Annotated in this window: 23 protein-coding genes and 4 tRNA genes; 7 read left to right on the forward strand and 20 right to left on the reverse strand. The window is 73.0% G+C overall.

Annotated elements, in window-relative coordinates; all coding sequences use genetic code 11:
• Positions 1 to 3 precede the first annotated feature (3 nt).
• The 15 genes from ABZ193_RS17480 to ABZ193_RS17550 all read right to left on the reverse strand — a co-directional run bounded on the left by ABZ193_RS17480 (position 4) and on the right by ABZ193_RS17550 (position 15,838).
• Positions 4 to 234, reverse strand: coding sequence for a hypothetical protein (locus ABZ193_RS17480; protein WP_020420727.1), 231 nt, complete (start codon positions 232 to 234; stop codon positions 4 to 6).
• Positions 231 to 794 (reverse strand): DapH/DapD/GlmU-related protein, encoded by a 564-nt coding sequence (locus tag ABZ193_RS17485; protein WP_354710613.1) that lies wholly within the window; start codon positions 792 to 794, stop codon positions 231 to 233. The genes ABZ193_RS17480 and ABZ193_RS17485 overlap by 4 nt, the downstream gene beginning before the upstream one ends.
• On the reverse strand, positions 791 to 2,800 hold the full coding sequence (locus ABZ193_RS17490) for a hypothetical protein (protein ID WP_354710614.1): 2,010 nt from the start codon (positions 2,798 to 2,800) through the stop codon (positions 791 to 793). Before ABZ193_RS17490 ends, ABZ193_RS17485 begins: the two co-directional genes overlap by 4 nt.
• The gene (locus tag ABZ193_RS17495) at positions 2,797 to 4,038 is read right to left on the reverse strand and encodes an oligosaccharide flippase family protein (RefSeq protein ID WP_354710616.1); all 1,242 of its coding nucleotides are present in this window, start codon (positions 4,036 to 4,038) and stop codon (positions 2,797 to 2,799) included. Before ABZ193_RS17495 ends, ABZ193_RS17490 begins: the two co-directional genes overlap by 4 nt.
• Entirely contained in the window at positions 4,035 to 4,394 is a 360-nt protein-coding gene (locus ABZ193_RS17500; RefSeq protein WP_354710617.1) for a hypothetical protein, read from the reverse strand. The genes ABZ193_RS17495 and ABZ193_RS17500 overlap by 4 nt, the downstream gene beginning before the upstream one ends.
• Positions 4,395 to 4,425: 31 nt before the next feature.
• Positions 4,426 to 6,582, reverse strand: a complete 2,157-nt coding sequence (locus ABZ193_RS17505; RefSeq protein ID WP_354710618.1) for a glycosyltransferase family 2 protein — start codon at positions 6,580 to 6,582, stop codon at positions 4,426 to 4,428.
• On the reverse strand, positions 6,579 to 7,505 hold the full coding sequence (locus ABZ193_RS17510) for a glycosyltransferase family 2 protein (RefSeq protein ID WP_020420732.1): 927 nt from the start codon (positions 7,503 to 7,505) through the stop codon (positions 6,579 to 6,581). The genes ABZ193_RS17505 and ABZ193_RS17510 overlap by 4 nt, the downstream gene beginning before the upstream one ends.
• A 72-nt stretch (positions 7,506 to 7,577) precedes the next feature.
• Positions 7,578 to 8,603, reverse strand: a complete 1,026-nt coding sequence (locus ABZ193_RS17515; protein WP_354710619.1) for an SDR family oxidoreductase — start codon at positions 8,601 to 8,603, stop codon at positions 7,578 to 7,580.
• Complete coding sequence (locus tag ABZ193_RS17520; protein ID WP_020420734.1) at positions 8,603 to 9,406, reverse strand: glucose-1-phosphate cytidylyltransferase; 804 nt, start codon at positions 9,404 to 9,406, stop codon at positions 8,603 to 8,605. The genes ABZ193_RS17515 and ABZ193_RS17520 overlap by 1 nt, the downstream gene beginning before the upstream one ends.
• Positions 9,407 to 10,681 (reverse strand): class I SAM-dependent methyltransferase, encoded by a 1,275-nt coding sequence (locus ABZ193_RS17525; protein WP_354710620.1) that lies wholly within the window; start codon positions 10,679 to 10,681, stop codon positions 9,407 to 9,409.
• Positions 10,682 to 10,897: 216 nt separating this feature from the next.
• A complete protein-coding gene (locus tag ABZ193_RS17530) occupies positions 10,898 to 11,971 on the reverse strand; it encodes a methyltransferase domain-containing protein (protein ID WP_354710621.1) in 1,074 nt (357 codons plus the stop codon).
• A complete protein-coding gene (locus tag ABZ193_RS17535) occupies positions 11,968 to 12,633 on the reverse strand; it encodes a PIG-L family deacetylase (RefSeq protein WP_354710622.1) in 666 nt (221 codons plus the stop codon). Before ABZ193_RS17535 ends, ABZ193_RS17530 begins: the two co-directional genes overlap by 4 nt.
• Before the next feature lie 17 nt (positions 12,634 to 12,650).
• Positions 12,651 to 14,174, reverse strand: a complete 1,524-nt coding sequence (locus ABZ193_RS17540; protein ID WP_354710623.1) for a sugar transferase — start codon at positions 14,172 to 14,174, stop codon at positions 12,651 to 12,653.
• 567 nt (positions 14,175 to 14,741) lie between these two features.
• Complete coding sequence (locus ABZ193_RS17545; protein ID WP_020420739.1) at positions 14,742 to 15,548, reverse strand: IclR family transcriptional regulator; 807 nt, start codon at positions 15,546 to 15,548, stop codon at positions 14,742 to 14,744.
• A 215-nt stretch (positions 15,549 to 15,763) separates the two neighbouring features.
• A tRNA-Val gene (locus ABZ193_RS17550) sits at positions 15,764 to 15,838 on the reverse strand.
• A gap of 385 nt (positions 15,839 to 16,223) precedes the next feature.
• Here ABZ193_RS17550 and ABZ193_RS17555 point away from each other — a divergent pair.
• The 6 genes from ABZ193_RS17555 to ABZ193_RS17580 all read left to right on the forward strand — a co-directional run bounded on the left by ABZ193_RS17555 (position 16,224) and on the right by ABZ193_RS17580 (position 18,947).
• Positions 16,224 to 16,649, forward strand: a complete 426-nt coding sequence (locus ABZ193_RS17555; protein WP_017987927.1) for an SsgA family sporulation/cell division regulator — start codon at positions 16,224 to 16,226, stop codon at positions 16,647 to 16,649.
• A 114-nt stretch (positions 16,650 to 16,763) separates the two neighbouring features.
• A tRNA-Gly gene (locus ABZ193_RS17560) sits at positions 16,764 to 16,836 on the forward strand.
• Between the two features lie 25 nt (positions 16,837 to 16,861).
• Positions 16,862 to 16,932 (forward strand) — tRNA-Cys (locus ABZ193_RS17565).
• Between the two features lies 1 nt (position 16,933).
• Positions 16,934 to 17,008 (forward strand) — tRNA-Val (locus ABZ193_RS17570).
• Positions 17,009 to 17,172: 164 nt separating this feature from the next.
• Entirely contained in the window at positions 17,173 to 17,691 is a 519-nt protein-coding gene (locus ABZ193_RS17575) for a hypothetical protein (RefSeq protein WP_354710624.1), read from the forward strand.
• 653 nt (positions 17,692 to 18,344) lie between these two features.
• A complete protein-coding gene (locus ABZ193_RS17580) occupies positions 18,345 to 18,947 on the forward strand; it encodes a LysE family translocator (protein WP_354710644.1) in 603 nt (200 codons plus the stop codon).
• A gap of 21 nt (positions 18,948 to 18,968) precedes the next feature.
• Here ABZ193_RS17580 and ABZ193_RS17585 read toward each other — a convergent pair whose 3' ends face one another.
• Positions 18,969 to 19,841, reverse strand: coding sequence for a LysR family transcriptional regulator (locus tag ABZ193_RS17585; RefSeq protein WP_354710625.1), 873 nt, complete (start codon positions 19,839 to 19,841; stop codon positions 18,969 to 18,971).
• Positions 19,842 to 19,915: 74 nt separating this feature from the next.
• On the opposite strand from ABZ193_RS17585, the gene gabT reads away from it, so the two are divergent.
• Entirely contained in the window at positions 19,916 to 21,244 is a 1,329-nt protein-coding gene (gene gabT, locus ABZ193_RS17590; protein ID WP_354710626.1) for a 4-aminobutyrate--2-oxoglutarate transaminase, read from the forward strand.
• A 598-nt stretch (positions 21,245 to 21,842) separates the two neighbouring features.
• Here gabT and ABZ193_RS17595 read toward each other — a convergent pair.
• Genes ABZ193_RS17595 through ABZ193_RS17610 form a run of 4 tightly spaced genes read right to left on the reverse strand, consistent with a single transcriptional unit; the run spans position 21,843 to position 24,015 of the window.
• Positions 21,843 to 22,118 (reverse strand): muconolactone Delta-isomerase family protein, encoded by a 276-nt coding sequence (locus ABZ193_RS17595; protein ID WP_020423184.1) that lies wholly within the window; start codon positions 22,116 to 22,118, stop codon positions 21,843 to 21,845.
• 13 nt (positions 22,119 to 22,131) lie between these two features.
• Complete coding sequence (locus ABZ193_RS17600; protein WP_354710628.1) at positions 22,132 to 22,833, reverse strand: alpha/beta fold hydrolase; 702 nt, start codon at positions 22,831 to 22,833, stop codon at positions 22,132 to 22,134.
• Entirely contained in the window at positions 22,830 to 23,678 is an 849-nt protein-coding gene (locus tag ABZ193_RS17605; RefSeq protein WP_354710629.1) for a class III extradiol dioxygenase subunit beta, read from the reverse strand. Before ABZ193_RS17605 ends, ABZ193_RS17600 begins: the two co-directional genes overlap by 4 nt.
• Complete coding sequence (locus tag ABZ193_RS17610) at positions 23,671 to 24,015, reverse strand: protocatechuate 3,4-dioxygenase (protein WP_354710630.1); 345 nt, start codon at positions 24,013 to 24,015, stop codon at positions 23,671 to 23,673. Before ABZ193_RS17610 ends, ABZ193_RS17605 begins: the two co-directional genes overlap by 8 nt.
• Between the last annotated feature and the right edge of the window lie 6 nt (positions 24,016 to 24,021).

Genomic DNA, 24,021 nt, shown 5'->3' on the forward strand with positions numbered 1-24,021 from the left:
CGGTCACAACGTCAGTCCCACCACGATCCGCCAGATCGCGCCGATCGCGGTGAGCACGGTCAGCCCCACCGCCACCAGGTCCAGTGTGCGGATCCGCTCGGTGCGCGCGGAGGCGGTGTCGGTCGACCGGCGGCCGACGGCCATCTCCTTGAGCACCGTCCGCACCACGAGCACGACGAGCAGCGCCACCCCGAACAGCGCCGTGACCAGGGTGAGGAAGTCGGCCTGGCTCACGCCGGCTCCGCCACGACGGACGTCTGCCGCACCAGGCGGGCGGGCACCCCGGCGTAGACGCCGGGCACCGGGCAGTCGCGCGCCACCACCGCGCCGGCGGCGATCACCGCGTCGTCGGCGATGCGCACGCCGGGCAGGATCTGGGCCCGCGCGCCGACCCACACCCGGTCGCCGATCACGACCGGGCGTGCCTCGGCGACGCGGGACACCGTGCCGTCGGGCAGCGTCGGGTGGTGCGAGGTGATGATCATGACCTGGGGGCCGAACTGGCAGGCCGCGCCGATCGTGATCGGCCCGACCGACTCCAGGTAGCACTCGGCGTTGAGGAACGTGCGGCGGCCGATCTCGACGTTGCGCAGCGCGCCGTGGATCCGCAGCCCCGGGAAGATGTTCCCGGAGTGGATGCGCGCGCCGAACGCGCGGTAGCCCAGCAGCCGCAGGGGCCGCGGCACCAGCGCGCTGCCGAGCAGACCGTTCACGATCGCGCCGATGGTCATCGACCACAGCTCGATGTGCACCTGGTCCTTCAGCCGCCGTCCCAGGGACCGGGTCTGGTTCACGTGTTCCCTCCGCCACTGCCCTGCACGAACCGGTCGGCGGGCGTCGTCCGGCCGAGCACCAGCGAACCCTGGTCGTCGAACACCAGGCGGTACAGCCCGGTGGCCTCGAGCTCGCGCACGAGGTCGGCGCCGTAGGTGTCGGGCACCTGCTCGAAGATCTTCATGTAGGCCCACTGCGGCTCGGTGAGCACAAGATAATCGGGGCCCTTCAGGCGCAGGCAGGCGACCAGCGCGGGGACGTCGTCCATGACGTCTTCGCAGTAGCCGTCGACCTCGAACTGGGACACCTCGCCGACCCGCGCGAACGACAGCGGCACCGAGTTGACCAGCGAGTCCACCCGCTGCCCCGGCTGCGCCTCGTGCACCGCCCAGCTCGCGGCGGCGATGTCGCTGGCGTGGAAGCTGATGTAGGCGTCGTTGCCGCCGCGCGCGGTGACCGTCGAGGCGAGCAGCCCGGTGAGCACGACCCACGGCACCCCGGCGGCGAGGACCGTGTGCCCGGGGCGGTTGCGCCAGCGCAGCCTGCGGGCGGCGGTGACGGACTTCTCCAGCGCGAGCGACGCGGGCAGGGCCATCACCGGCAGCGAGAAGAGGAAGCAGCGCATGAACACCTCGCCGCCGTAGGGCTGGGCCACGGCGAGCCCGAACGGCGCGACGCACAGGGCGGGCAGCAGCCACGACTTCAGCGAGTCGCGGCGCATCAGCCAGATGCCGTAGGCGGCCATGCCGGCGACGAACAGCGTGATCCCGATGCGCACGGTGAGCACCACGAGCCGGCCGGGGCTGCCCGCGAACCGGGCCACAATGCCCTCGTCCACCGAGGACCCGACGTCGCCGAGCGGGCTGAGGATCATCTGGACCAGCTGTCCGCTCCAGAACTCCGACGCGCCCAGCGAGAACCACACCACCGCGCCGCCGAGGACCACGAACGGCACCCACGCCGGCCACAGCCGCCCGAACACCAGCAGGAGCAGCAGCAGGACCCCGAGCACGTACGGGGTCAGCTGGTGGGTGGGCGCGAGCGCGAGCCCGATGAGCACCACCGCGCCCTGCGCGACCAGCCGCGCCTTCGGGCTGGACCGCGGCGCGAGCCGGGCCCGCAGCCGCGCCTTGACCGGTTCGGTGAGGCGGGGCCGCACGAGGTGCCGGAAGGTCAGCGTCAGCGCGGCGAGCATCAGGATCATCGCCGTGCCCTGCGGCGAGAAGTAGTCCTGCTCGGTCCAGTTCGCCACGAGGTAGAGCCACGGCGCGATCCACGCCGCGCGCCGGTTGCCCAGCGCGGACACGGCCAGCGCGCGCACGCCGAGCACCGCGAGCCCGGACAGCAGCACCGGCGCCCAGTTCAGGAACGGGATCGCGTCGGGCAGCCCGGCCGCGCGGGTGATCATCGCGACGAGGGCGAAGAACCCGGCCCAGGAGAACCGCGCGTCGTAGTCGTGCAGGATGTCGCCGTACGTGGCGATGTAGTCGGCGAACCCGGCGTGCAGCCAGGCCACCGGCAGCCGCGCGACCTCCTCGACCGCGGGTTGCAGCCCGTAGACGCCGAGCACGCCGACGAGCGTGTAGAGCGAGAGCAACCAGGTGCGCGGGCGGTACCGGAGCAGTTCCAGCACCACCGCGGCGACCAGCAGCGGGTAGGACAGCAGCGTGGGCACCGACAGCTCGGCGACGAGCCCGAGCCCGCCGATCGACTCGGGCGGGATCGGGTGCAGCCCGATGATCCACAGCACCACCGCGACCCCGGCGAGGCCGGGACCGAAGAACGGGTCGGCGAGGAACGCGGGCCGTCCGGCGCCGGTGCCCAGCCGGGGCCGGGACTCGACCGCGCGGGACGGCGGTTCCGGCTTCGGCTGCGGAGCGAGCCTGCCGGAGGCCGGGATGTAGCGGGTGGGCGTGCCCGCCGGGGGCGGCTGCGTGAACCGCATCGGCTCCCGCGGCCGGGGCGAGGGGCGGCTGGTGCGGTTCGGGCGGACCGGGCGCAGGAAGCGGGTGGGCGGTTCGGTCACGGACGCGCCCCGAACACCCGGCGCCGCAGGTCGGCCAGCACCGCGGCGGCGATCACGGCCTGCGCCACGAGCATGCCGACCCCGAAGCCGAACTCGGTCGGCACCAGCAGCGCGAGCACGACGGCGGAGGCGGCGGTCACGGCCTGGAGCACCGCGACGCCGGCGCCCCGGCCCGCGGCCAGGTGCACGGCCACGCCCAGCACCACGACCAGCCGCGGCACCTGGGCGGCGAGCAGCACCCGCAGCAGGTCGGTGCCCGCGGTGTACTCCGCGCCGAAGATCGCCAGCATCACCCAGGCCAGCGCGGCGCCGACGGCGAGCAGCGGCACGAACACCAGCACCAGCCGCTTGCCCGCGTCGGTCACCAGCGACCGGGCGTGGCCTGGCTCGGCGGACAGGCGCACCACGAGCGGGTTCACGAACGCCGTCGCGGCGACGTCGAGCGCGTTGATCGCGGTCCAGACCACGAAGAAGACGGCGTTGGCCTCGGCGCCGAAGCGGTGCAGCACGATCAGCGGCACCAGGTTGTACAGCACGACCACGCACACCATGGCCGGGTAGCTCGGCGCGAGCAGCCGCACGATCTCCCGGCGGCCGGGCAGGACTCCCGGCGCGAGCGCGGGCGAGGTGCGCCGCACCGAGCGCCAGATCAGGACGGTCACGACCACGACCCCGATCAGCGTGGGCACCGCCCAGGACAGCACCAGCCCGAGCGCGCCTGCCAGCGGCCCCAGCCCGGCGAGCAGTCCCAGCCGCGCCACGGAGAACGCGGTGTTCTCCACCGGCACCCAGCGGGCCAGGCCGAGCCCGGTGAGCACCTCGTCCTGGAACTGGAACACGGTCCAGCCGATCCCGGCGACGAGGAACCAGGCGACCCCGGCGGGCACCCGGTGCACCACCTCGGCCCCGGCGGGCACGAGGACGAACACGACCGAGCCGACGACGCCGCCGGCCAGGACCGCGAGATAGGTGCGCAGCAGCAGCCGCGGCCGCTGCGCGCCGGCGCGGGGCAGCCAGCGCAGGACCGCGGGCCCCAGGCCGAGCTCGGCGATCCCGGCGACGAGCAGGAACCCGGACACGAACGCCGAGGTGTCGCCCACCGCGGCGGGCGGCAGCAGCCGCGCGGCCAGCACCCAGCCGACCATCCCGGCGAGCGCGGTGATCGCGGCCGAGGCCGACAACGCGAGGCCGTCGGCCACCATGCCCTTGCCCGGGGCGGTTTTCCGGTCCACCGTCATCGGACCTCACCCGGGCGGCTGCGCAGCACGTGGTGCGCCAGCGGGACGGCGGTGACGAACGCGAGCACCACGACCGCCGCCTCCGGGTGCCAGAACCGGGTCAGCACCAGCACCTGCGCCACGATCAGGGTGATCGCCAGCGAGATGCCGACCGCGCTCACCCAGGTCACCGACAGGTGCCGCACGTTGACGTAGGAGATCAGGGCCCAGCCGGGCGCGGTGAGCACGAACACCAGGACCGCCAGCGGCCGCAGGAAGAAGTCCAAACCGGACCAGACGAGCACGATCGTGACGAGGCAGACAGCAAGCAGCCCGTAGGCGGTGTACCGCCGGATCCTCAGCTGCTGCTCGACCACACGCGCCCTTCCTGCCCGTCGCCCTCCATCTTCACCGGCGGCCGGTTCCGGCCTCACCCCGGGCCCGCATCAGCGCCGCCGCGCCGCCGAGCAGGCCGAGGCGCTCGTCGCGGCGCAGCTGCCGCAGCCGCGACCGGGCGGCGCGGTCGGACAGCGGGAGTTCCGGGGTGCGGGACGCGAGCCGGGCCGCCCCGCGGGGCACCCGGCGCAGGATCGAGAACGCGGAAACCGGGCGGCGGCGCACGGACAGCACGAGCATCGCGGCCAGGCCGACGCCGTAGCCGCGCATCCGCTCCCGCAGTTCCAGCCAGTCGGCGCGGTGGATGTGCCGGGCCACGGCGTGCGGGGTGTGGACCACCGCGCCGCCGGCGTAGGCCAGCCGCACGAACAGGTCCAGGTCCTCCCCCGCCATCGTCGGCGTGCCCGCCCCGAGCAGCGGGTCGAAGCCGCCGAGCTCCTCGAAGACCTCCCGCCGCCAGGTCGCGCAGCTGCCCGGGCCGTAACGCGCCATGGACAGCGGGTAGAGCGGGTCCTCGCGCGCGGTGTCCCGGTCGATCCGCTGCCACCGCACCGAGTTGCTGTAGCCCTTGAGCCGTTCGAACAGGACCTCGGCGTCGGTCTCCAGGCTGGCGGGCAGCACGAGCGAGGTCACGCACCCCACCGCGGGGTCGGCGGCGAACTCCTCGGTGACCGCGTCGAACCAGCCGGGTTCGACGGTGATGTTCTCGTCGACGAACGCGATCAGGCCGTGGCTCGCGACGCGGGCGCCGGTGTTGCGGGCGACGCTGACGCCCTTGCGCGGCTCCACCACGTACCGCGCGCCCAGCGCCTCCACCTCGCCGCGCAGCCAGTCGTCGCCCTCGGGCAGCCGCGGCAGGTTGTCGACCACGATCACCTCGAGGTCCGGGTAGCCGGCCGCCAGCGCGGCGCGGGCGCTGGCCACGGCCTGCCGCTTGCGGTAGGCGGTCGGGATCACGACGCTGACCGGCGGCCGGGTGAACTCCGGCCGCCGCCGCGGGGCGGGCGCGGTGGCCAGCTTCGGCAGCCGCACGACGCCGCGTTCCACCGGGAGCAGCAGGACGTCGAGGGTGCGGTCGCCGTCGCGGACGAGCACCTGCGCCGCGCGGTAGTGGCCGACCGGCCGGTGCGGCACCGGCAGCTCCTCGGGGGCGGTGCGTGCGTCCACGGTGGCGATGTGGATCGGCCCGTGCACCAGCGACGACGACGGGCGTGGCCGCGCCGGGCGGATCTGCGCCTTGCCGCGCAGGTACCCGGCGGCGGTCGAGGACACCACGGTCACCAGCCCGAGCACACCGGCCGCGCCGGAGGTGCGGAACAACGCGAGCCGCCCGAACTCGCGCACCGCGGCGGCCGGGATGGTCCGGCTCAGGTAGTCGCGCTCGGTGGACAGCGCCGCCTCGCTGCCGACCAGGCGCGAGACGTAGGCCTTGGACAGCCCCTCGCCCCAGCCGCGGCGGCGCAGGTACGCCCACGTGGTGCGCTCCGGGGTGACGCGGTGGCGCACCACCGCCTGCGGCCGGAACACGATCCGCGCGCCGGGCAAGGCCTGGCGCAGCCGGATGCACAGCTCGGTCTCCTCGCAGCCGAGCGGCGTGCGCCCGATGCGGCCGAGGTCCTCGGAGAACAGCCCGGCGAGCGTGAACGCCTCGCGGCGGAAGGACATGTTGCAGCCCATCAGGTTGCGCACCGGGGCCTCCGCCGTGGGCTGCCCGGTGTAGGTGCAGCCGACGACCCAGTCCAGCTCGCCGTGCACCGACCCGCGACCGGCGGGGAGCTTGGCCGGCCGCCGCCCGCCCGGCCAGCGCGGTCGGGCCGAGCCGCCGACGGCCAGGACGTCCCGGTCGCGGTAGCCGGCCAGCAGCTGCTCCAGCCAGTCCGGCGCGGCTTCGGCGTCGTCGTCGAGGAACGCGATCACGTCGCCCTTGGCGAGCCCGACCGCGGTGTTGCGGGCGCCGGACAGGCCGCGCCGCCCGGCGTTGGGCACCACCGTCACGCCGACGAACTCCGCGGCGGCCCGCCGCTCCAGCTCCGGGTTGTGGTCGATGACCACGATGATCTCGCGCGGCGGCGCGGACTGGTCGCGGGCGGAGGCGACCGCCGCGGTCAGGTCGTCCCAGCGCTCCTCGGTGTAGGCGCAGATCACCACGGTGGTGTCGAACGAGGTCATGCTTCGGGCGCTCCCGTGTCCAGCGCGAGCGCCGCCGGGGTTTCCACGACCGGGTCCGGGGTGAACAGGCCGAACCGGCGGCTGCGGCGCTGGCGGCCGACCCGCTGCCACTCCGCGACCAGCGTGCGCAGCACCCGGCCGCCGTCGGAGAAGGTGCGCAGGTTGGTCTCGCCGTGCAGGCGCGCCCGCTCGACGCTGGGGACCTCGGTGATCCACAGGCCCAGCGCGGCCATCCGGCAGTTGATGACGGTCTCGATCTCGAAGCCGTCGCCCCACAGCATCTCCTCGCCCGCGGGCGCGAACACCGGCGGCAGGTTCAGCAAGGCAACCAGATCCCGCCAGAACGCGTTGTAGCCGTAACAGAGATCGGTGAACCCGGCGCTGAAGAGCGTGTTGGACAGGCGGTTGAGCCCGGAGTTCCCCGCGGCGCGGAGGTGTGTGATGTCGTGGCTGCCGCCACCGGGGGCGAACCGGGTGCCCTTGGCGAAGTCGGCGCCGTCGGTGAGCGCTTCCACGAACCGCGGGATCTCCGCCGGATCGGCCGAGCCGTCGGCGTCGAACATCACGATCACGTCGCCGGACGCGGCGAGGAAGCCGCAGGCCAGCGCGTTGCCCTTGCCGCGCCGGGTCTGCTTGATGACCCGCACGCCCGGCCGCGCGGCACGCGCGATCTCCGGTGTGCCGTCGCCGGTGTCGGCGTCGACGACCAGCACCTCGTGCACGGGCGGCAGCTCGGGCAGGATCTCACGCAGGTTCGCCGCCTCGTTCTTCGCCGGCACCACGACGGTGACGCGCGGGTCGGGCCCGCGGCGGGGCGGGTGCGCGGCGGCGAAGGCGAACGCGTCGCCCAGGTTCTCGTAGTCGGTGACGGGACTGGGGGAATCCATGATCGTCAACGCCGTGCTGTCCTTGCTGGCGGGCACACCGGGTCGGCTGGTGCGCGGGTCGGGGAAGTGCGGGGCTGGTGCTCGATCGTGTGACGCGCGGCCCTGCGGTCAGGTTCGGTGTCTTCGCAGATCTTCCGCGAGACGGCCGCCTGCCTGCTCGGACTTCAGCCACGCGAGGCGGGTGTAGCGCTGCGTGAACGCGTCCATGGTCAGGCCGTGGCGGGTGTAGTGCCCGGCCAGCTCGCGGGCGCCGTCCTCGACGGACCAGACGGCCGCGTACCCGGGAAGCGCTTCCCGGATGCGGGAGAAGTCCACCCGGTAGGAGCGGGGATCGGGGCCCGCCTCGCCGGTGATGAGCAGCTGCGAGCCCGGCACGGCGGTGACCACGGACTCGGCGATCTGGCGCACCGTGAGGTTGTTGGCCTCGGTGCCCACGTTGAACGCCCGGTCGTGCACGGCTTCGGCGGGCGCGGTGAGCGCCGCCGCGAACGCCGTGGCGATGTCGTGCGCGTGCACCAGCGGCCGCCACGGCGTGCCGTCGGAGAGCACCCGCACCTGGCCGGTGAGCACGGCGTGGCCCACCAGGTTGTTCAGCACGATGTCCGCGCGCAGCCGCGGGGAGAACCCGAAGGCGGTCGCGTTGCGCAGGTACACCGGGCTGAAGCCGGAGTCGGCGAGGTCGTGCAGGTCGTCCTCGACGCGCACCTTGGACTCCGCGTACGGGGTGACCGGGCGCAGCGGCGCGTCCTCGGTGACCAGGTCGTCCCCCGCCGCGCCGTACACGGAGCAGGTCGAGGCGTACAGGAAGCGGCGCACGCCGGCGTCCTTGGCGAGCTTGGCCAGCTGCACCGAGGCGGTGTGGTTGATCTCGTAGGTCAGCTCCGGCGCGAGCGCGCCCAGCGGGTCGTTGGACAGCGCGGCCAGGTGGATCACGGCGTCCACACCGGACAGCCGGTCGGCCGTGACGTCGCGCAGGTCCACCGGGTCGCCCGGCGGGTCGTCCGGGGCGGGCCCGAGCACGCACGCGGCGAACAGGCCGGAGTCCAGGCCGAGCACCTCGTGCCCCGCCTCGCGCAGCACCGGCGCCATCACCGATCCCAGGTAGCCCTGGTGGCCGGTCAGCAGGACCCGCATCAGCGCACCTCCGCCGGGATCGGGGACGGGCGTTCCCACAGCATCCACGGGCGCGCGCCGCTCTCGTAGGCCGCGTCCAGCGCCGCGCGTTCCTTGAACGTGTCGGCGGGCTGCCAGAAGCCGCGGTAGGGGTAGGCGATCAGCCGGTCCTTCTCGGCCAGCGCGGCGCAGCCGTCCTCGACCAGGTCGCCGTTCTCCGGGAGGTGGTCGAAGATCTCCTGCCGCAGCACGAAGTAGCCGGCGTTCTCCCACAGCGGCAGGCGGCTGGCCGAGCTGATCCCGGACACGCGGTTGGTGCCGTCCCGGAACTCCACGCAGTGGAACGACGACTGCGGCGGCACCACCATCATCGAGGCGCCCGCGTCGGAGGCGGCGAGGTTGTCGACCATGACGTCGAGCGGGGCGTCGGTGAGCACGTCGGCGTAGTTGGCGAGGAACATCTCCTCGCCCTCGACGTGCTTGCGGACCCGGCGCAGCCGCTCCCCGATCGGCGACTCGACGCCGGTGTGCACGAACGTGATCGACCAGTCGCTGATGTCGGTGGAGAGCAGCTCGACCTCACCGCCGCGCAGCACGAAGTCGTTGGACGCGGTCTCGGTGTAGCTCAGGAAGAAGTCCGTGATGTGCCGCGCGCCGTAGCCGAGGCACAGGATGAAGTCGGTGTGCCCGAAGTGCGCGTAGTACCGCATCACGTGCCACAGCAGCGGCCGCGGGCCGACCATCTGCATCGGCTTGGGCACGTCGTCCGCGGGGCCGTTGCGCATGCGCATGCCGTAGCCGCCGCAGAAGAGCACCACCTTCATTCAGTTCACCTCGACAGCGTGCAGCACGGGATTTCTCGGGGAGACGATCTCCAGCTCCGGGATCGCGAACACCAGGCGGCCGCCCCAGCCCGCGACATGGGCCAGTTGTTCGGTCAGCTCGGCGCGCAGGTTCCAGGGCAGCACGAGCACGTAGTCGGGCCGGTCCGCCGCGATCCGCTCGGGCTCGTGGATGGGGATGCGCGTGCCGGGGGTGAACCGGCCGTGCTTGTACGGGTTGCGGTCCACTGTGTACTCGAGCAGGTCGGGCCGGATCCCGCAGTGGTTGAGCAGGGTGTTGCCCTTGCCCGGCGCGCCGTAGCCGACGACCCGCTCGCCCCGGCGCTTCGCACCGATCAGGAACTCCAGCAGCGACAGCCGGATCTCCTCGACCCGGCGCGCGAAACCGGCGTAGCCGGACAGCTCGTGCAGCCCGGCGGCGCGCTCCCGGTCGAGCACCTCGGCGACCCGCGGGGACGGCTCGCCGGCGGCCTCGGCCGGCCGCGCCCACACGCGGATCGAGCCGCCGTGCGTGTCCAGCAGTTCGACGTCGGTCACGGCCAAGCCGCCGGTCGCCAGCGCCCGCTGCGCGGAAGCGAGCGTGTAGTACTGGAAGTGCTCGTGGTAGATCGTGTCGTACTGGGTCAGCTCGACGAGGCTGAGCAGGTGCTGCACCTCGATCGAGACCCAGCCGTCGTCGGCGACGAGCGCCCGCAGGCCCTTCGTGAAGCCGAGGACGTCCGGGATGTGCGCGTAGACGTTGTTGGCCACCACCAGGTCCGCGGGCCCGTGCTCGGCGCGGACCGCGGCGCCGGTCTCCGGGGTCAGGAACGCGGTCAGGGTCGGCACCCCGGCCTCGCGCGCGGCCGCGCCGACGTTGACCGACGGCTCGATGCCCAGGCAGCGCAAGCCGCGGCCGACGACGTTGCGCAGCAGGTAGCCGTCGTTGCTGGCGACCTCGACGACGAAGGAGTCCGGGCCGAGCCCGAGGCGGCTCACGGCGGTGTCGACGAACTTCCCGGCGTGCGCCAGCCAGGAGTGGGAAAACGACGAGAAGTAAGCGTATTCGGTGAACGTCTCGACGGGATCGATCAGGGGCGGCAGCTGGGCCAGCAGGCACTCCGGGCAGATCCGCAGGTGCAGCGGGTACGCCGGCTCCGGCGCGTCGAGATCCGCCGCGGCGAGGAACGACTCGCAGGGCGGGCTCGCGCCGAGGTCGACCACGCTGCGCAGACCCGGCGAACCGCACAGGCGGCAGGACAGCGTCTGGGCTGACATGGTGCGGCTTGCTCCCCGGTGATCGATCCTCCCGCCCCGGAAAAGGGGCCTATGTCAACGTGACTATAGGGATGCCAGTGGCCAGCGTTACGAGCAACCGGGTGATCAGTTCACCCCGATCGGGTGATCACTACCACTCGCCGTAGTGCCCGGACTCACGAGAAGTCACCAAGACGAGATCATCTTCGCGTTTTGACCGGTTTGACCGGCCACGATTCATGCCACGATCCACTCGCAGTGGTCGCCGTCGAGCTGCGGGAAGGCGGCGCGCACCTCGGGCTCGAGATCGGGGACGAACAGCAGGACGGCTCGCGGGATCGGGTGGGTGAGGACTTCCGTTGATACCACCGGAATCCGGGTACCGGGCATCCGCCGACCGTGCTTCGCGGGCGAGACGTCCGCGATCTCCGGCAACAGATCGATATCGATTCCGGCGCGGCGCAGCAACACCACCGCCCGGGACGCGGCGCCGTAGCCGACCACGCGCTGCCCCGCGTGCTCCCGCAAGCGCGCGCGGATGCGGTCGCAGCCCGCTTCGACGGCCCGGCCGAGCCCGGCGACGACCGGGATCCGGTCGGCGCCGGCGGCGCGTTCCCCGGCCACCAGGCCGTCGGTCTCCGCCGCCGGGCTCGCGTCACGGGCGAGTTCGAGGAGCACGGTGCCGCCATAGAGGTCGAAAGTCCAGCTGCGGCCGGGCCGCAGGCCCGCGGACGCGGCCAGGGTGATCGCCGCCGGAGCCGAGTAGTAGGCGAAGTGCCCGTGCCGCAAAGCGTTCCACTGCCCCTGCCGGACGATCGAGGCCAGCGAGTGGAACTGCATCAGCAGGGCGCCACCGGGCGCGAGCCGCGCCGCGCGCCGGGCCATCGCCGCGCGCTGGTCCGGTTCGTGCATCAGCCCGAAGCAGTCGACGACGACGTCCGCTGGCTCGTCCGCGGCCGCCTCCCGCATGCCCGCGGCGCGCAGCAACGGCAGCCACGAACCGCCGTGCGGGCTGCCGAACTCCGCCACCGTCGCGCCCGGCCGCACCAGCCCGGCACCCGTGAGCCGGGTGACCGCGGCGGCGGCCTGGTCGGTCAGCGCCTTCGGCTCCACCCCGGCGGGTTCCTCGGCCGTGCCCGGATCCTCGGCCAGCTGGGCCAGCGCGCACCGCGCGCACATCCACATCCGCAGCGGCCACACCGGATCCGGGCCGGGATCGGCCGCGGGCGGGAACAGGTCGCACGGCGGCTGCTCCCCCAGGTCCAGCACGACCTCGCCGTCGGTGGCGCCGCACGCCCGGCAGGTGATCACCGCGCCCCCTCCCCGAGCGCCAGCGCGAGCTTGTCCACGTAGAAGGCCTCGGCGTAGCGGGTGTGCTGCTGCACCCCGCGCAGCCGGGCGAGGCCGAGGAACGCGTCGCGGGTGTACCAGTCGCGGCCGTGCTGCGACGGGTAGTGCTTGGCCAGCAGGTCGGCCTTCGACTCGGCGACCTCCTCGGTGAGCGGCTGGTACACGGTCGGCTGGCCGAGGTCGCCGTCCCACTTGAGGATCTCGTAGCCGAGCACCGGCTGGTCGCGGAACACGGTGGGCACGATCTCGGCGAGCAACCGGTGGTCCTGGTGGCGGTCGCCCGGCTGCGGCGCGAACACCAGGTCCGGGGTGACCCGGCCGCGCAGCGCGGTGACCGCGTCCTTGACCGCGTTCCAGTGCGCGGGCATCCGCCCGTCGGGCAGGTCCAGCACGGTCAGCTCGACGCGCGCCGGCGCGCAGAACTCGGCCAGCGCGGCCTCTTCCTCGGCGGCGCGCTCGGTGCCGCCGCCGGACAGGACGAGCGCGTGCACCTCGAGGTCCGGCCGGTGCGCGCACAGCGTGAGAAGCGCGCCGCCGGCGCCGATGGCGAGGTCGTCGCAGTGGGCGCCGAGCAGCGCGACCGAGCGGAGACGGGGGAAGGTGAGTGCCTGCACGTCGGGCAAGGGTGCCAGAGGCGGCGTCAGTACGCGCCCCGGCCTCCGGTGACCGCGCGGAAGGTCTTCCACAGGATCGCCATGTCCAGCGCCAGCGACCAGTCCTCGACGTACCGCAGGTCGAGGCGGACGCTCTCCTCCCAGGACAGGTCGCTGCGGCCGCTGACCTGCCACAGCCCGGTCATGCCCGGCTTGACGAGCAGCTTGCGGCGCGCGGCGCGCTCGTAGTTCTCGGTCTCGGCGGGCAGCGGCGGCCGCGGGCCGACCAGCGACATGGTGCCGCCCAGGACGTTGAACAGCTGCGGCAGCTCGTCCAGGGAGTACCGGCGCAGCACCGCGCCGACGCGGGTGATGCGCGGGTCGCGGCGGAGCTTGAACAGCGGGCCGGAGCCCTCGTTGTCGCCGAGCAGGCCGTGCCGCAGGCGGTCGGCGTCGATGACCATGGTGCGGAACTTGACCATCGTGAAGGTGCGGCCGTCCCGGCCGACGCGCAGCTGGCGGTAGAACACCGGGCCGCGGTCGTTGAGCTTGATCAGCGCCGCGATGCCGAGCAGGAGCGGCGCGGCCAGCACGAGCAGCGCGGCGGCGCCCATGCGGTCGACGACGTCCTTCACGACCCGGCGGCCGCCGGTGAACGTGGGCGCCGAGACCCGCAGCAGCGGCATGCCGAGCACTCCGGACACGTTGAGCCGGGGGCCGGCGATCTCCATCAGCACCGGGGCGACTACCAGTTCCGCGCCCGTGCCCTCCAGGTCCCACGCCAGCCGCTGCAGCCGCTCCGGTGTCCAATGCGGATCGGAGGTGACCGCCACGACCCGGTAGCCGCCGCGGCGGACCTGGTCGGCGAGCTCGTCGAGGCGGCCTGCCACCGCGATGCCGCCGATCTCGCCGGTGCCGCGCTCGCCCTGCCCGGTCGCGGTGCACACGGCCGACACCTGCCACCCGACGTGCGATTCGGTGCGGGTGCGGTCGATCAGGTCGCGCAGGGTGTCCGGCGACCCGGCCGCGATGACCGAGTGCATGCACTCGCCGGCGCGGCGCTTGCGGTGCAGCACCTGCCGCAGTCCGTACCGCAGCGGGAACGCGATCAGCGCGACGGCCGGGACCGCGTAGAAGACCCACGGCTGCACGTCGAGCGCGCCGAAGAGCAGCCCGGCGAGCGCGACGACCACCGCGGCGATCACGAGGCTGCGGCCGAGGCGGCGGAACTCCTCGGTGCCTTCGCCGAGCACGTGCTGGCTCCACGCGTGGTTGACCGGCAGCGAGCACAGGATCGCGAACGCGGTGCCCGACGCGTGCAGGAAGTAGGGCCGCCCGGTGATGTTGAGGATCAGCAGCGCGCCGGTCACGATGACCAGCAGCGTGGCGACCACGTCCGCGGTGATCACGTAGGCGCGGTACCGGGTCTCCCACGGCTGGGCGGCCGCGCGGGGGGTGGCCTTCTCGCCCGGGCCGACGGCGTGCAGCCGGGCGTGGCCCGCGAGGCCTCGCGTCTCGGAACCCAGGACCGCCTCCCCGAGCGGCATGGGCTTCCGCACCGGCTCTTCCATCCGACCTCCCGCGACGTCCGGCTGGGTGCCGGCGCGCCCCGATCACGCCGACGATTACGCAAAGTAATCGTGCTCTTTGCTCCGCCGACCCCGGCTGGGGTGGCATCTGCCCTGGAATCGGTGACGTTCAGAGTGGTGTTACAAGCCACTCCAAGGAATTTCCCGGTGGTCCGGCGACTCTCCGGCCACGGTTCGATCACGGCGAGATGACGGACCGCGGTCGTTGCTCAGCCGCAAACAACTACTCCTGGTAGCCGGTTAATTGACCACTTCCGCATGTGTTTCATCTAGTAAAACGTAGAAGCTGAAATTGCCCCGTTCGGGGCATTGCCGGAGGGCCGCCCGGCGGCGAGGATTGCTCCCGCCGCACGGTTGTTCCTCACCGGGGCGGCGGCCAGCTGTAGTGCCACAGCCATTGACACCCGGCCGCGGCTGGTTGGCGAGGGAACCTCGGCGCACTTGCGTCTTTCCGCCCTCCCCGGTGCACCGGGGTTCCCTTCCCACCAAAGAATCTCCACGGCCCGCGGCGACCGCGGGCCGGAATCACGGAACGCGCCCGGTGGACGCCTACGCCACCTCGCCGGAGGGCCGGGTGGAAATCTGCTCCGCGATGCGCCGCAACGCCTTCGCCGCCCCGGCCACGTCCCGCTGCGGGAACCGCGCCGCCGGGGCGCTCAGCGAGATCGCCGCGGGCAGGTTGGTCCCCAGCAGCGGCACGGCGACGCACCGCCCGTCGGCCTCGTTCTCGCCGTCGTCGACCGCGTACCCCTGGGCCCGGACCTTGTCCAGCTCGGCGAGGTAGTCCTCGACCGTGACGATGGTGCGTTCGGTGCGCGCCGGCATCCCGGAGCGCTCCAGCAGCTCGCGCACCCGCGCCTCGGGCAGGTGGGCGGTGATCGCCTTGCCCAGCGCCGTCGAGTGCAGCGGGTCGCGGTCGCCGCGGGAGGCGGCCAGCCGCACGCCGCGGCGGCTTTCGATGATGTCGATGTAGATGATGTGGTCGCTGTCCAGCAGCCCGAGGTTCGCGGTCTCGCCGAACTCGTCCCGCACGCCCTCCAGCCACGGCCGCACCCGCTCGCGCAGCAGTTCGAGGTGCCGGGACTGCATGCCGAGGAAGCCCAGGCCCAGCCGGCACAGGCCGGTCGCCTCGTCCCGCTCGACGTAGCGGTGGGCCTCCAGCGTCCAGAGGTAGCGGTAGGCCGAGGACTTCGGCATCCCGGTGGCCTCGACCACCTCGTTGAGGGTGATGCCGTCCACCGACTCCTGCAGCAGGTTGAGGATGGCGCACACCCGGTCGACGGCGCGCAGGGAGTAGTCGCGATCTTCGGCGGGGGGAGGTTCGTCGGAGTTCCGGTGCGGCGACAGCGAACTCACCTCGTTTCAGCAGCAGGAGCGAGCGTTTCATGTTACCGCGACCACACCGCTTCACGCAGCCGTCACACCGGATCGGCCTGGCGAACGAGAGGGAGGTGACGGCGGTCTCCCGCGCCAGAGTGACGTGGAACCAGTGCCGGAATGAAACAAAACAGCCCCAGGTTGGAAGCCTTGGGACTGGACGTCAGAGTGGCTTCACCTGGGGCCGGTTTCGGTGGTGGGCGATACTGGGATCGAACCAGTGACCTCTTCGGTGTGAACGAAGCGCTCTCCCGCTGAGCTAATCGCCCCCGTCCGTACGAGAAGGAACTCTAGCGGATAGCCTGCCGGGCACTGCAAACGGGTGGTCTTTGGACCACACGCTGCGGATATGACCCGACACGCTGCGGAGAAGCCCGAGGTGATCGAGGTCGGCCCCGGCCGTGGAGCGATCCAGGTCACGTGCCGGGCGGCGAAGCCACGCTGTCCTGCCCGCGTTAAACCGAGCAGTATGTGTGGGTAGACGATCAGCGAGGCCGGTCCCGCAGGCCGGTACCGCGCGAGCGCGAGTGCGAGAGGTGCCGCGAACCCGTCCGGGTGAAGCCCGGTGATTTCGCGAAGCGAGACGGCGGGTACGTGCGTCTCACACTCGAAGCTCGGCCGAGCGGGCCGTGAAGGGAGACGAAAGGTAAGACGATGCGCAACGACCACGTGACGCTCCGCTCCACAGCGGTGTTCGACCTCCTCGCGCCGCGTGCCCCGGCCGTGCCGGTGAAGGTGGAGCTGCGGTACGACACCCGCGACCCGTACGCGGTCGTCGCGGCGTTCCGCACCGGCCGCGCCGGCTGGGTCGAATGGGTGTACGCCCGCGACCTGCTCGCCGACGGCCTGCTGGCCGAGGCCGGGGACGGCGACGTCCGCATCCGCCCGTCGGTCGAGGACCCCGAGTCGGTGATGATCGAGCTGAACTCGCCGTCCGGGCACGCCGTGTTCGAGGCGTCCGCCCAGGAGCTCGCCGACTTCCTGGACCGCACCTACGACGTGGTGCTGCCGGGCAACGAGCACCTGTGGATCGACATGGACGACGCCCTCACGCACCTGATTCCAAACGATCTTGGATAGCACCCGCGCGGGGGGCGCGGAACACCCACCCCCCTGTTTTCGCGGGTTGCCGGGTCGGATATTGTTCTCTCACACCACGACGACGGGGACCTTCGGAACCCGGAGTCACGGTAGGCGGACGTAGCGCAGCTGGTAGCGCATCACCTTGCCAAGGTGAGGGTCGCGGGTTCGAATCCCGTCGTCCGCTCGGAGGAGCCCACTCGGGCCCGCACGGTGGAGTGGCCGAGAGGCGAGGCAACGGCCTGCAAAGCCGTGTACACGGGTTCGAATCCCGTCTCCACCTCGCGCGATTAGCTCAGCGGGAGAGCGCTACCTTGACACGGTAGAGGTCACTGGTTCAATCCCAGTATCGCGCACCACCTCCGCAGAACGCGGCGATCTTCCGATCGTCGCGTTTTTTGCGTTCGGGGTGTTCGCATGACCGCGGTCACGACGGCTGTGACGTGCGGCAAAAGTGCGCCGGAAGGGCCGCGGCGAGCTGTTAGCGTGCTCCGACCCCCACGTTTCCGGAAGGTGCTCGGAAGTGTCCGCCGACCTGTCGTCCGTCATCGCGGCCACCGCGCAGTGGCTGTTGCGCGCGTACCCGCCCGAGCGTGGCCCGCTGAGCGCCGCACTGGCGGAGGCGCAGTGCCGCCAGGCCGCGACGGTGGCCGCGTGGCTGCGGTACCCCACGGCGCTGGACGCGGGGCTCCTCGGGGTCGTCGGGCCCGGTGGGTCCGGGCGGCTGGACTGGGTGGCGGGCGTCGATGTGGTGCCGGGCGAGGACACCGCGTGGCGCACGTGGGTGGACGAGGTCGTCGCCAGCTGGGCGGCGTGCCTGCTCGCAGACCGCTCCCTGGCGGTGGCCGCGGCCGCGACGGTGAGCGGCTCGGTCCACGCGGCGGGCCTCGCGCCGGACTTCCGGCGCCTCACCGACCCCGACGTGCGCGACCGGCAGGCCGCGGTACTGCTGCGGCACCCCGACCTGCTGTCCCCGGTGGCCGACCTGCACCGGGACGACCTGCTGACCCGCCTCGGCCGCGGCGCGGCGCGGGCCGCCTGAGGATCCGTTCCGGACGCGAGCCGCGCCGGCCGCCGCCCGCGACTCCGTAGGCGGACTGACCGAGCGGCGGGCGGCACGCGCAGCCCGACTCCGGTAGGCAGAGTTCGGCCACCTGCACGAGACGAACCTGCCCGCCCACCTCGACGCAAAGCCGCCCTCCCCGCGCAGCCCACGGGGCCACCCGCCTCCCGTAGGCAGAGCCGGCAGCCACCCACGCCTGACGAACCTGCCGGCCGCGCGACCCACCTGACCGCCCCGAACCCGTGGCTGAGCCACCCACCCACACCAACCCAAACCCACCCCACCCGCACACCCCACGGGGCCACCCGCCTCCCGTGGGCAGAGTCGGCAGCCACCCACGCCGGACGAACCTGCCCGGCCGGCACGCCCGCCTGACCGCCCCGAGCCACCCACCCACGCCGACGCAAACCCGCCCCACCCGCACGACCCACCTGCCCGCCCGACCCCCTAGGCGAAGCCCCTCACCCACAACGGCGATCCTGCCCCGCCCGCGCCTCCGTGGGCGCCCCTCACCTGACGATCAAGCCGCCACCGGCGCCGCGCGAACCATGCCCGTCTCGCAGGTCCACTGTGGACCTCTCCGGAAAACCGCGTGCGGGGGACGACCCTGGCGGTATCGTCGGCGGGTGACCATGACCCAGCTCGCGGCGCTCGGGGGTGTCATCGTGCTCGCCGCGATGGCGCCGGGGCCGGACTTCCTGATCGTCAGCAAGAACGCGCTGGTCTCCGGGCGGCGGGCCGGCATGGCCTGCGCGGCGGGGATCACCACCGGCGTGTTCTGCTGGGCGATCGTCACCGCGCTGGGCCTGGCCGGGTTGCTCGCCGCGTCCGCGGTCGCGTTCACCGTCGTCAAGCTCGCCGGCGCGGCGTACCTGCTGGTGCTGGGCGTCCGGACCCTGCTCACCGCCCGCCGCGGCCGGTACACCGCGCCCGGACCGGCCGCGGGTACGGGCAGCGCGTTCCGCCAGGGGCTGGTGTGCAACCTGCTCAACCCCAAGGTGGCGGCGTTCTTCCTGGCGCTCCTGCCGCAGTTCGTGCCCGCCGGCGCCGGGGCCGGTGACCACCTGCTGCTGGCCGTCGTGGCGTCCGGGGTCACCCTCGTCTGGTACCTGGTGCTCGCGAACGTCGTCGGCGCGCTGCGGCGGGTGCTGTCCGCGACGCGGGTGCGGCGCGCGATCGACGCCGTGATGGGCACGCTGCTGGTCGGGCTCGGCGTGCGCATCGCGCTGCCGTGATCGCCTTCCCCCAACGAGCGCTCACCCGTACCGCTCCCCCACGAAATCACTCAACCGCTCGGCGAACACCTCCAGCGTCGCCGCCGCCTCGTGGCGCGCATCCCACGCCGCGGTCAGCTTGATCTCCAGCCGGCGCTCCCCCGTGCGCACCCGCAGCGGCACCAGCCCGAACCGCGGGTCGTCCGACACCAGCGCCACGCCCCGGCCCGCCGCCGCGTGCGCTTGCGCCACCGTGCCGTTCGCGGCCTCGATCACCCGCGCGTAGGTCGTCCCCAGCTCCAGCAGCGCCGCGTCCAGCGACTGGCGCGCGGTGAACGCCGGCGGCAGCACGATCACCTGCTCTTCGAGCACCTCCGCGAGCGGCACGCTCCCCCGGCCGCTCCACGGGTGCCGCTCCGGCACGTACGCCCACACCGGCAGCACCGCCAGCCGCCGCGACCGGTAGGGCGCACGCGGCGCGGCCGTGGCGATCGCGAGATCGGCGCCGCGCGCCAGGGTCTCCACCGCGGACAGCCCGTCCGCGCCCAGCACGTCGATCGTCGGGTCCTCGGGCGCCAGCGTCGCGATGAACGGGGCCACCACATCGGTCAGGGTCACCGTCGGCGCGCCGATCGTGAGGCGGTCGATGCGCCCGTGCGCGTGGAACGTCGCCGCCGTCTTCAGCGCCGCGGCCCGCTCCAGCACGTCCCGCGCGTTTCCCAGCAGGGCCCGGCCGACCCGCGACGGCGTCATCCGCCGCCCGGCGCGGTCGAACAGCTCGGCGCCCAGCTCGTCCTCCAGCTGGCGCAGCTGCCGGGACAGGCTCGGCTGGGTGATGTGCAGCAGCTCGGCCGCCCGGCTGACCGTGCCGGCCTCGCAGGTCACCACGAAGTACCGGAGGTGCCGCAACTCCATATATGCCTCCTGGGCATCAAAATTCTGCCGACCAAGTATTGGACAGCATGACGCGTCGCTCCCGAAACTGGGGCATGACCACGAGCACGAGCACAGGAATCCACCAGCAGCGGCGGCTGGAAACGGCGATCCCGGGACCGCGATCCCGCGAACTGATGGCGCGCAAGGGCGCCGCGGTCGCCGCGGGGGTCGGCACCACGATGCCGGTCTTCGCGGCCGCGGCCGGCGGCGGCATCGTGGTCGACGTCGACGGCAACCACCTGATCGACCTCGGCTCGGGCATCGCGGTCACCACCGTCGGCGCGAGCAACCCGCGGGTCGCGCGCGCGGTGCGGGAACAGGTGGAGGCCTTCACCCACACGTGCTTCATGGTCACCCCGTACGAGGGGTACGTGGCCGTCGCCGAGGCGCTCGGCCGCCTGACGCCCGGCGATCACGAGAAGCGCACGGCGCTGTTCAACTCTGGCGCGGAGGCCGTCGAGAACGCGGTCAAGATCGCGCGGGCGCACACCGGCCGCGGCGCGGTGGCCGTGTTCGACCACGCCTACCACGGCCGCACCAACCTCACGATGGCGATGACCGCGAAGTCCATGCCCTACAAGCACGGGTTCGGGCCGTTCGCGCCCGAGGTCTACCGCGCGCCGCTGTCCTACCCGTTCCGCGACGGCGGACTGTCCGGGGCCGAGGCCGCGAACCGCGCGCTGGACGTGATCGAGAAGCAGGTCGGCGCGGCGAACCTGGCGGCGGTGGTGATCGAGCCGATCCAGGGCGAGGGCGGGTTCGTCGAGCCCGCGCCCGGTTTCCTGCCCGCGCTGGCCTCGTGGTGCCGGGCGAACGGGGTGGTGTTCGTCGCCGACGAGGTCCAGACCGGGTTCGCCCGCACCGGCGACTGGTTCGCGTGCGACCACGAGGGCGTGGTGCCGGACCTGATCGTGACGGCGAAGGGCATCGCGGGCGGGCTGCCGCTGTCGGCGGTGACCGGGCGGACGGAGATCATGGACGCCGTGCACGCCGGCGGGCTCGGCGGCACCTATGGCGGCAACCCGCTCGCGTGCGCGGCCGCGCTGGCCGCCATCGAGACCATCGAGCAGGACGGGCTCGTGGCCCGCGCGCGGGAGATCGGCTCGCTGCTGAAGTCCCGGCTGCGCGGGCTGGACGACCCGCGGATCGGCGACGTGCGCGGTCGCGGCGGGATGATCGCGGTCGAGCTGGTGCGGCCGGGCACGACCGAGCCGGACGCGGCGCTGGCGAAGGCGGTCGCGGCGGCGGCCCACGAGCGCGGGGTGATCGTGCTGACCTGCGGCACGCACGGCAACGTCCTGCGGTTCCTGCCACCGCTGACGATCAGCGACGACCTCCTGCACGACGCGATGGACGTGCTCGGGGAGGCGCTGCGCGCGTAGCGCTCTGGGGGCGCTGGGAGGCGCTCCGCACGGCTGGAGGCAGGCAGCGCCACCGCAGCCGGAGCCCGCCACGGCGAGGCCGCGGCGCCCTGCCCACCGGCGACGCGGTGCGCCTCCCCCGGGGACGCGCAGGGCGGCCTGCACTTCCGGGAACGCTGCGCACTCAGAGCTCCCAGGAACGCGCCGGGCGCGACCGATCCTCCGGGAGGCGCTTCGCACGGCTGCAGGCGAGCAGCGCCACCACGGCCCGACCCCGCCACGGCGAGGCCGCGGCGCCCTCCCCACCAGCGACGCGCTGCGCCTCCCCCGGGGACGCGCAGGGCGGCCTGCACTTCCGGGAAACGCTGCGCACTCAGAGCTCCCAGGAACGCGCCGGGCGCGACCGATCCTCCGGGGGAAGCTTCGCACGGCTCCAGGCGAGCAGCGCCACCACGGCCCGAGCCCACCACGGCGAGGCAAGCGGCGCCCTCCCCACCGGCGACGCGCTGCGCCTCCCCAGGGACGCGCCGAGTGCCCTGCACTTCCGGGAAACGCTGCGCACTCAGAGCGCCCAGGAACGCGCCGGGAGCGTCCGCTCCTCCGGGAAGCCCTGGCGCGCTCAGCGCTCCTGCGGATGCGTCGCCAGTGCCTCCACCGTCACGTCCATCCACGGCCACATCGGCAGCGACGTCAGCGCGTCGTGCAGGGCGGCGGGGTCCTCGGCTTCGTAGAGGCCGATCGTGGCGTTGCGGCCGGGGACCCGCCACAGCCGCTTCAGCACGCCGTCCGCCCGCAGCTCCATCGCCCGCTCCCGCTCCGCCTTGCGCAGCTGGTCGCGGGTCTGGCCGGGCGTGTCGGCGGGCAGCCGGTTCTCCGTGCGGACCAGGAACTCCACGAAAGACTCCTCCTCAGACCAGGGACAACAGCAGGCCGGCCAGTTCCTTGGGCGCGGTGACCATCGCCTCGTGGCCGGTGGCGATCGTGTGCACCGGCCAGCCCCGCGCGGCGGCCCGCTCGGCGTGGGGCTGGAAGACCCGCATCCAGTCGGTGCACTCGGCGAACGCCGCGGGCACCCGCTCCACCGCGCCGGTCAGGCGCAGCGGTTCGGTGTAGCTCAGCCACGGGTGCGGGGTCAGCCGCGCGCTCAGCCAGTCCACATCGGACTGCTCGGTCACCCCGAGCACCTGCAGCGACCGCACCGGGATCAGCCACCCGAACCCGGCCGTGGCGACCGACTCGCGGTAGTGCCCGGCGATCGTCTCCGGCTGCAGGTCGACCGCGGCCTCCCCGTCGTCGCCGACGAAGGCGTCCAGGTACACGCGCCGCGCCACCCGGTCCGGCACCCGGTCGGCCACGCCGGTGATCACCTGCCCCGCGTAGCTGTGCCCGACCAGCACCACGTCGTCCAAGTCCCACGCCTCGATCAGGGCCGCGACGTCCTCGACGTGCGTGCCCAGCCCGACCGACGGGCTCAGCAGGTGCGCGCGATCGCTCACCCCGGTCAGCGTCGGCGTGTGCACCTCGTGCCCGGCGGCGCGCAGCAGCGGCGCGACCCGCTGCCACACCCAGCCGCCGTGCCACGCGCCGTGCACCAGCACGAAGGTGCTCATGCGCCCAGCTCCTCGAACAGCGCCATCCCGGCGGCGGTGTTGGACGCCGGCACGTGGTAGGTCTCGTGCACCCGCCGGATGTTCTCGCTCAGCGCGCCGCGCATCACCAGCCACATGATCAGCTCGATCCCCTCCGTCCCGGCCAGCCGGATGTAGTCCTCGCGGGTCAGCGCGGCCAGCTTCGCCGGCTCGGTCTCGATCGCCGTCAGGTACATCCGGTCGAACTCGCTGTTGATCAGCCCGGCACGCGCGCCGGCCAGCTGGTGCGACATCCCGCCGGTGCCGAACACGGCGACCTTCTCCGCGCCGGGGAACGACCGGATCGCCCGCCCCAGCGCCTGCCCCAGCGCGTAGCAGCGGGCCGCGGTCGGCTGCGGGTACTGGATCACGTTGACCAGCAACGGGATCACGCGGCACGGCCACGCCTCGCCCGGCTCCGGGCAGTACACCGACAGCGGCACGGTCAGCCCGTGATCGACGTCGAGGCGGTGGAAGGTGGCCAGGTCGAACCCCTCGTCCACCAGCTCGCGCACCAGGTGCTCGCTCAGTTCCGGCGCCCCCCGCACCACCGGCACCGGGCGGCGGCCCCAGCCCTCGTCGGCCACCTGGTAGGACTCCGCGGTGCCGATGTCGAAGGTGGGCACCAGGTCCAGGTCGACCGCGTTGGCGTGGTCGTTGTAGACCACGATCGCGACGTCCGGCGTGTGCTCGGCCATCCACTCCCGGGCCCGGGCGTAGCCGTCGAACAACGGTTTCCAGTACTCGTCGCCGGTCTTGCCGTTGTCCATGGCCGCCCCGATCGAGGGCACGTGCGAGGTCGCCAGACCCCAGATCACCTCAGCCAAACTTCCGCCCTCCCGAGCGCAGCGCCGCCGCGAACTCCTCCGCGGTCATCCCGGTGAACACGCCACCGAGGTACTGCATCGACTTCCGGTCCATCATGGCCAGCTTGTAGGTGTAGAAAATGGACGCTCCCAGGTCGAGCATCCCGGTCCAGTCCCGGTCCAGGACCGCCTTCTTCTGCTCCGGCGACAGCCCGTAGGCATCGCAGTAGGCGGCCTCGTCGGCGCTGAACCGCTCGCGGTTGGCGGCGTCCTTCAGCGACAGGCACATCCGGTTCAGGGCGTAGCCCCGCCTGCTGGCCGCGAGATCCAGGACGTAGTCGTCGCGTGCCTGGCCCATGTCCCC

It is taken from the genome of Amycolatopsis sp. NPDC006125, from assembly GCF_040614195.1.
GTDB lineage: Bacteria > Actinomycetota > Actinomycetes > Mycobacteriales > Pseudonocardiaceae > Amycolatopsis_E > Amycolatopsis_E tucumanensis.

Coding starts and splice junctions, on each gene's coding strand:
- ABZ193_RS17495 (WP_354710616.1), bottom strand. CDS start 4,038: ATGACGGTGGACCGGAAAACCGCCCCGGGCAAGGGCATGGTGGCCGAC.
- ABZ193_RS17505 (WP_354710618.1), bottom strand. CDS start 6,582: ATGACCTCGTTCGACACCACCGTGGTGATCTGCGCCTACACCGAGGAG.
- ABZ193_RS17515 (WP_354710619.1), bottom strand. CDS start 8,603: ATGCGGGTCCTGCTGACCGGCCACCAGGGCTACCTGGGATCGGTGATG.
- ABZ193_RS17520 (WP_020420734.1), bottom strand. CDS start 9,406: ATGAAGGTGGTGCTCTTCTGCGGCGGCTACGGCATGCGCATGCGCAAC.
- ABZ193_RS17525 (WP_354710620.1), bottom strand. CDS start 10,681: ATGTCAGCCCAGACGCTGTCCTGCCGCCTGTGCGGTTCGCCGGGTCTG.
- ABZ193_RS17540 (WP_354710623.1), bottom strand. CDS start 14,174: ATGGAAGAGCCGGTGCGGAAGCCCATGCCGCTCGGGGAGGCGGTCCTG.
- ABZ193_RS17555 (WP_017987927.1), top strand. CDS start 16,224: ATGCGCAACGACCACGTGACGCTCCGCTCCACAGCGGTGTTCGACCTC.
- ABZ193_RS17580 (WP_354710644.1), top strand. CDS start 18,345: ATGACCCAGCTCGCGGCGCTCGGGGGTGTCATCGTGCTCGCCGCGATG.
- ABZ193_RS17585 (WP_354710625.1), bottom strand. CDS start 19,841: ATGGAGTTGCGGCACCTCCGGTACTTCGTGGTGACCTGCGAGGCCGGC.
- gabT (WP_354710626.1), top strand. CDS start 19,916: ATGACCACGAGCACGAGCACAGGAATCCACCAGCAGCGGCGGCTGGAA.
- ABZ193_RS17600 (WP_354710628.1), bottom strand. CDS start 22,833: ATGAGCACCTTCGTGCTGGTGCACGGCGCGTGGCACGGCGGCTGGGTG.
- ABZ193_RS17610 (WP_354710630.1), bottom strand. CDS start 24,015: ATGGGCCAGGCACGCGACGACTACGTCCTGGATCTCGCGGCCAGCAGG.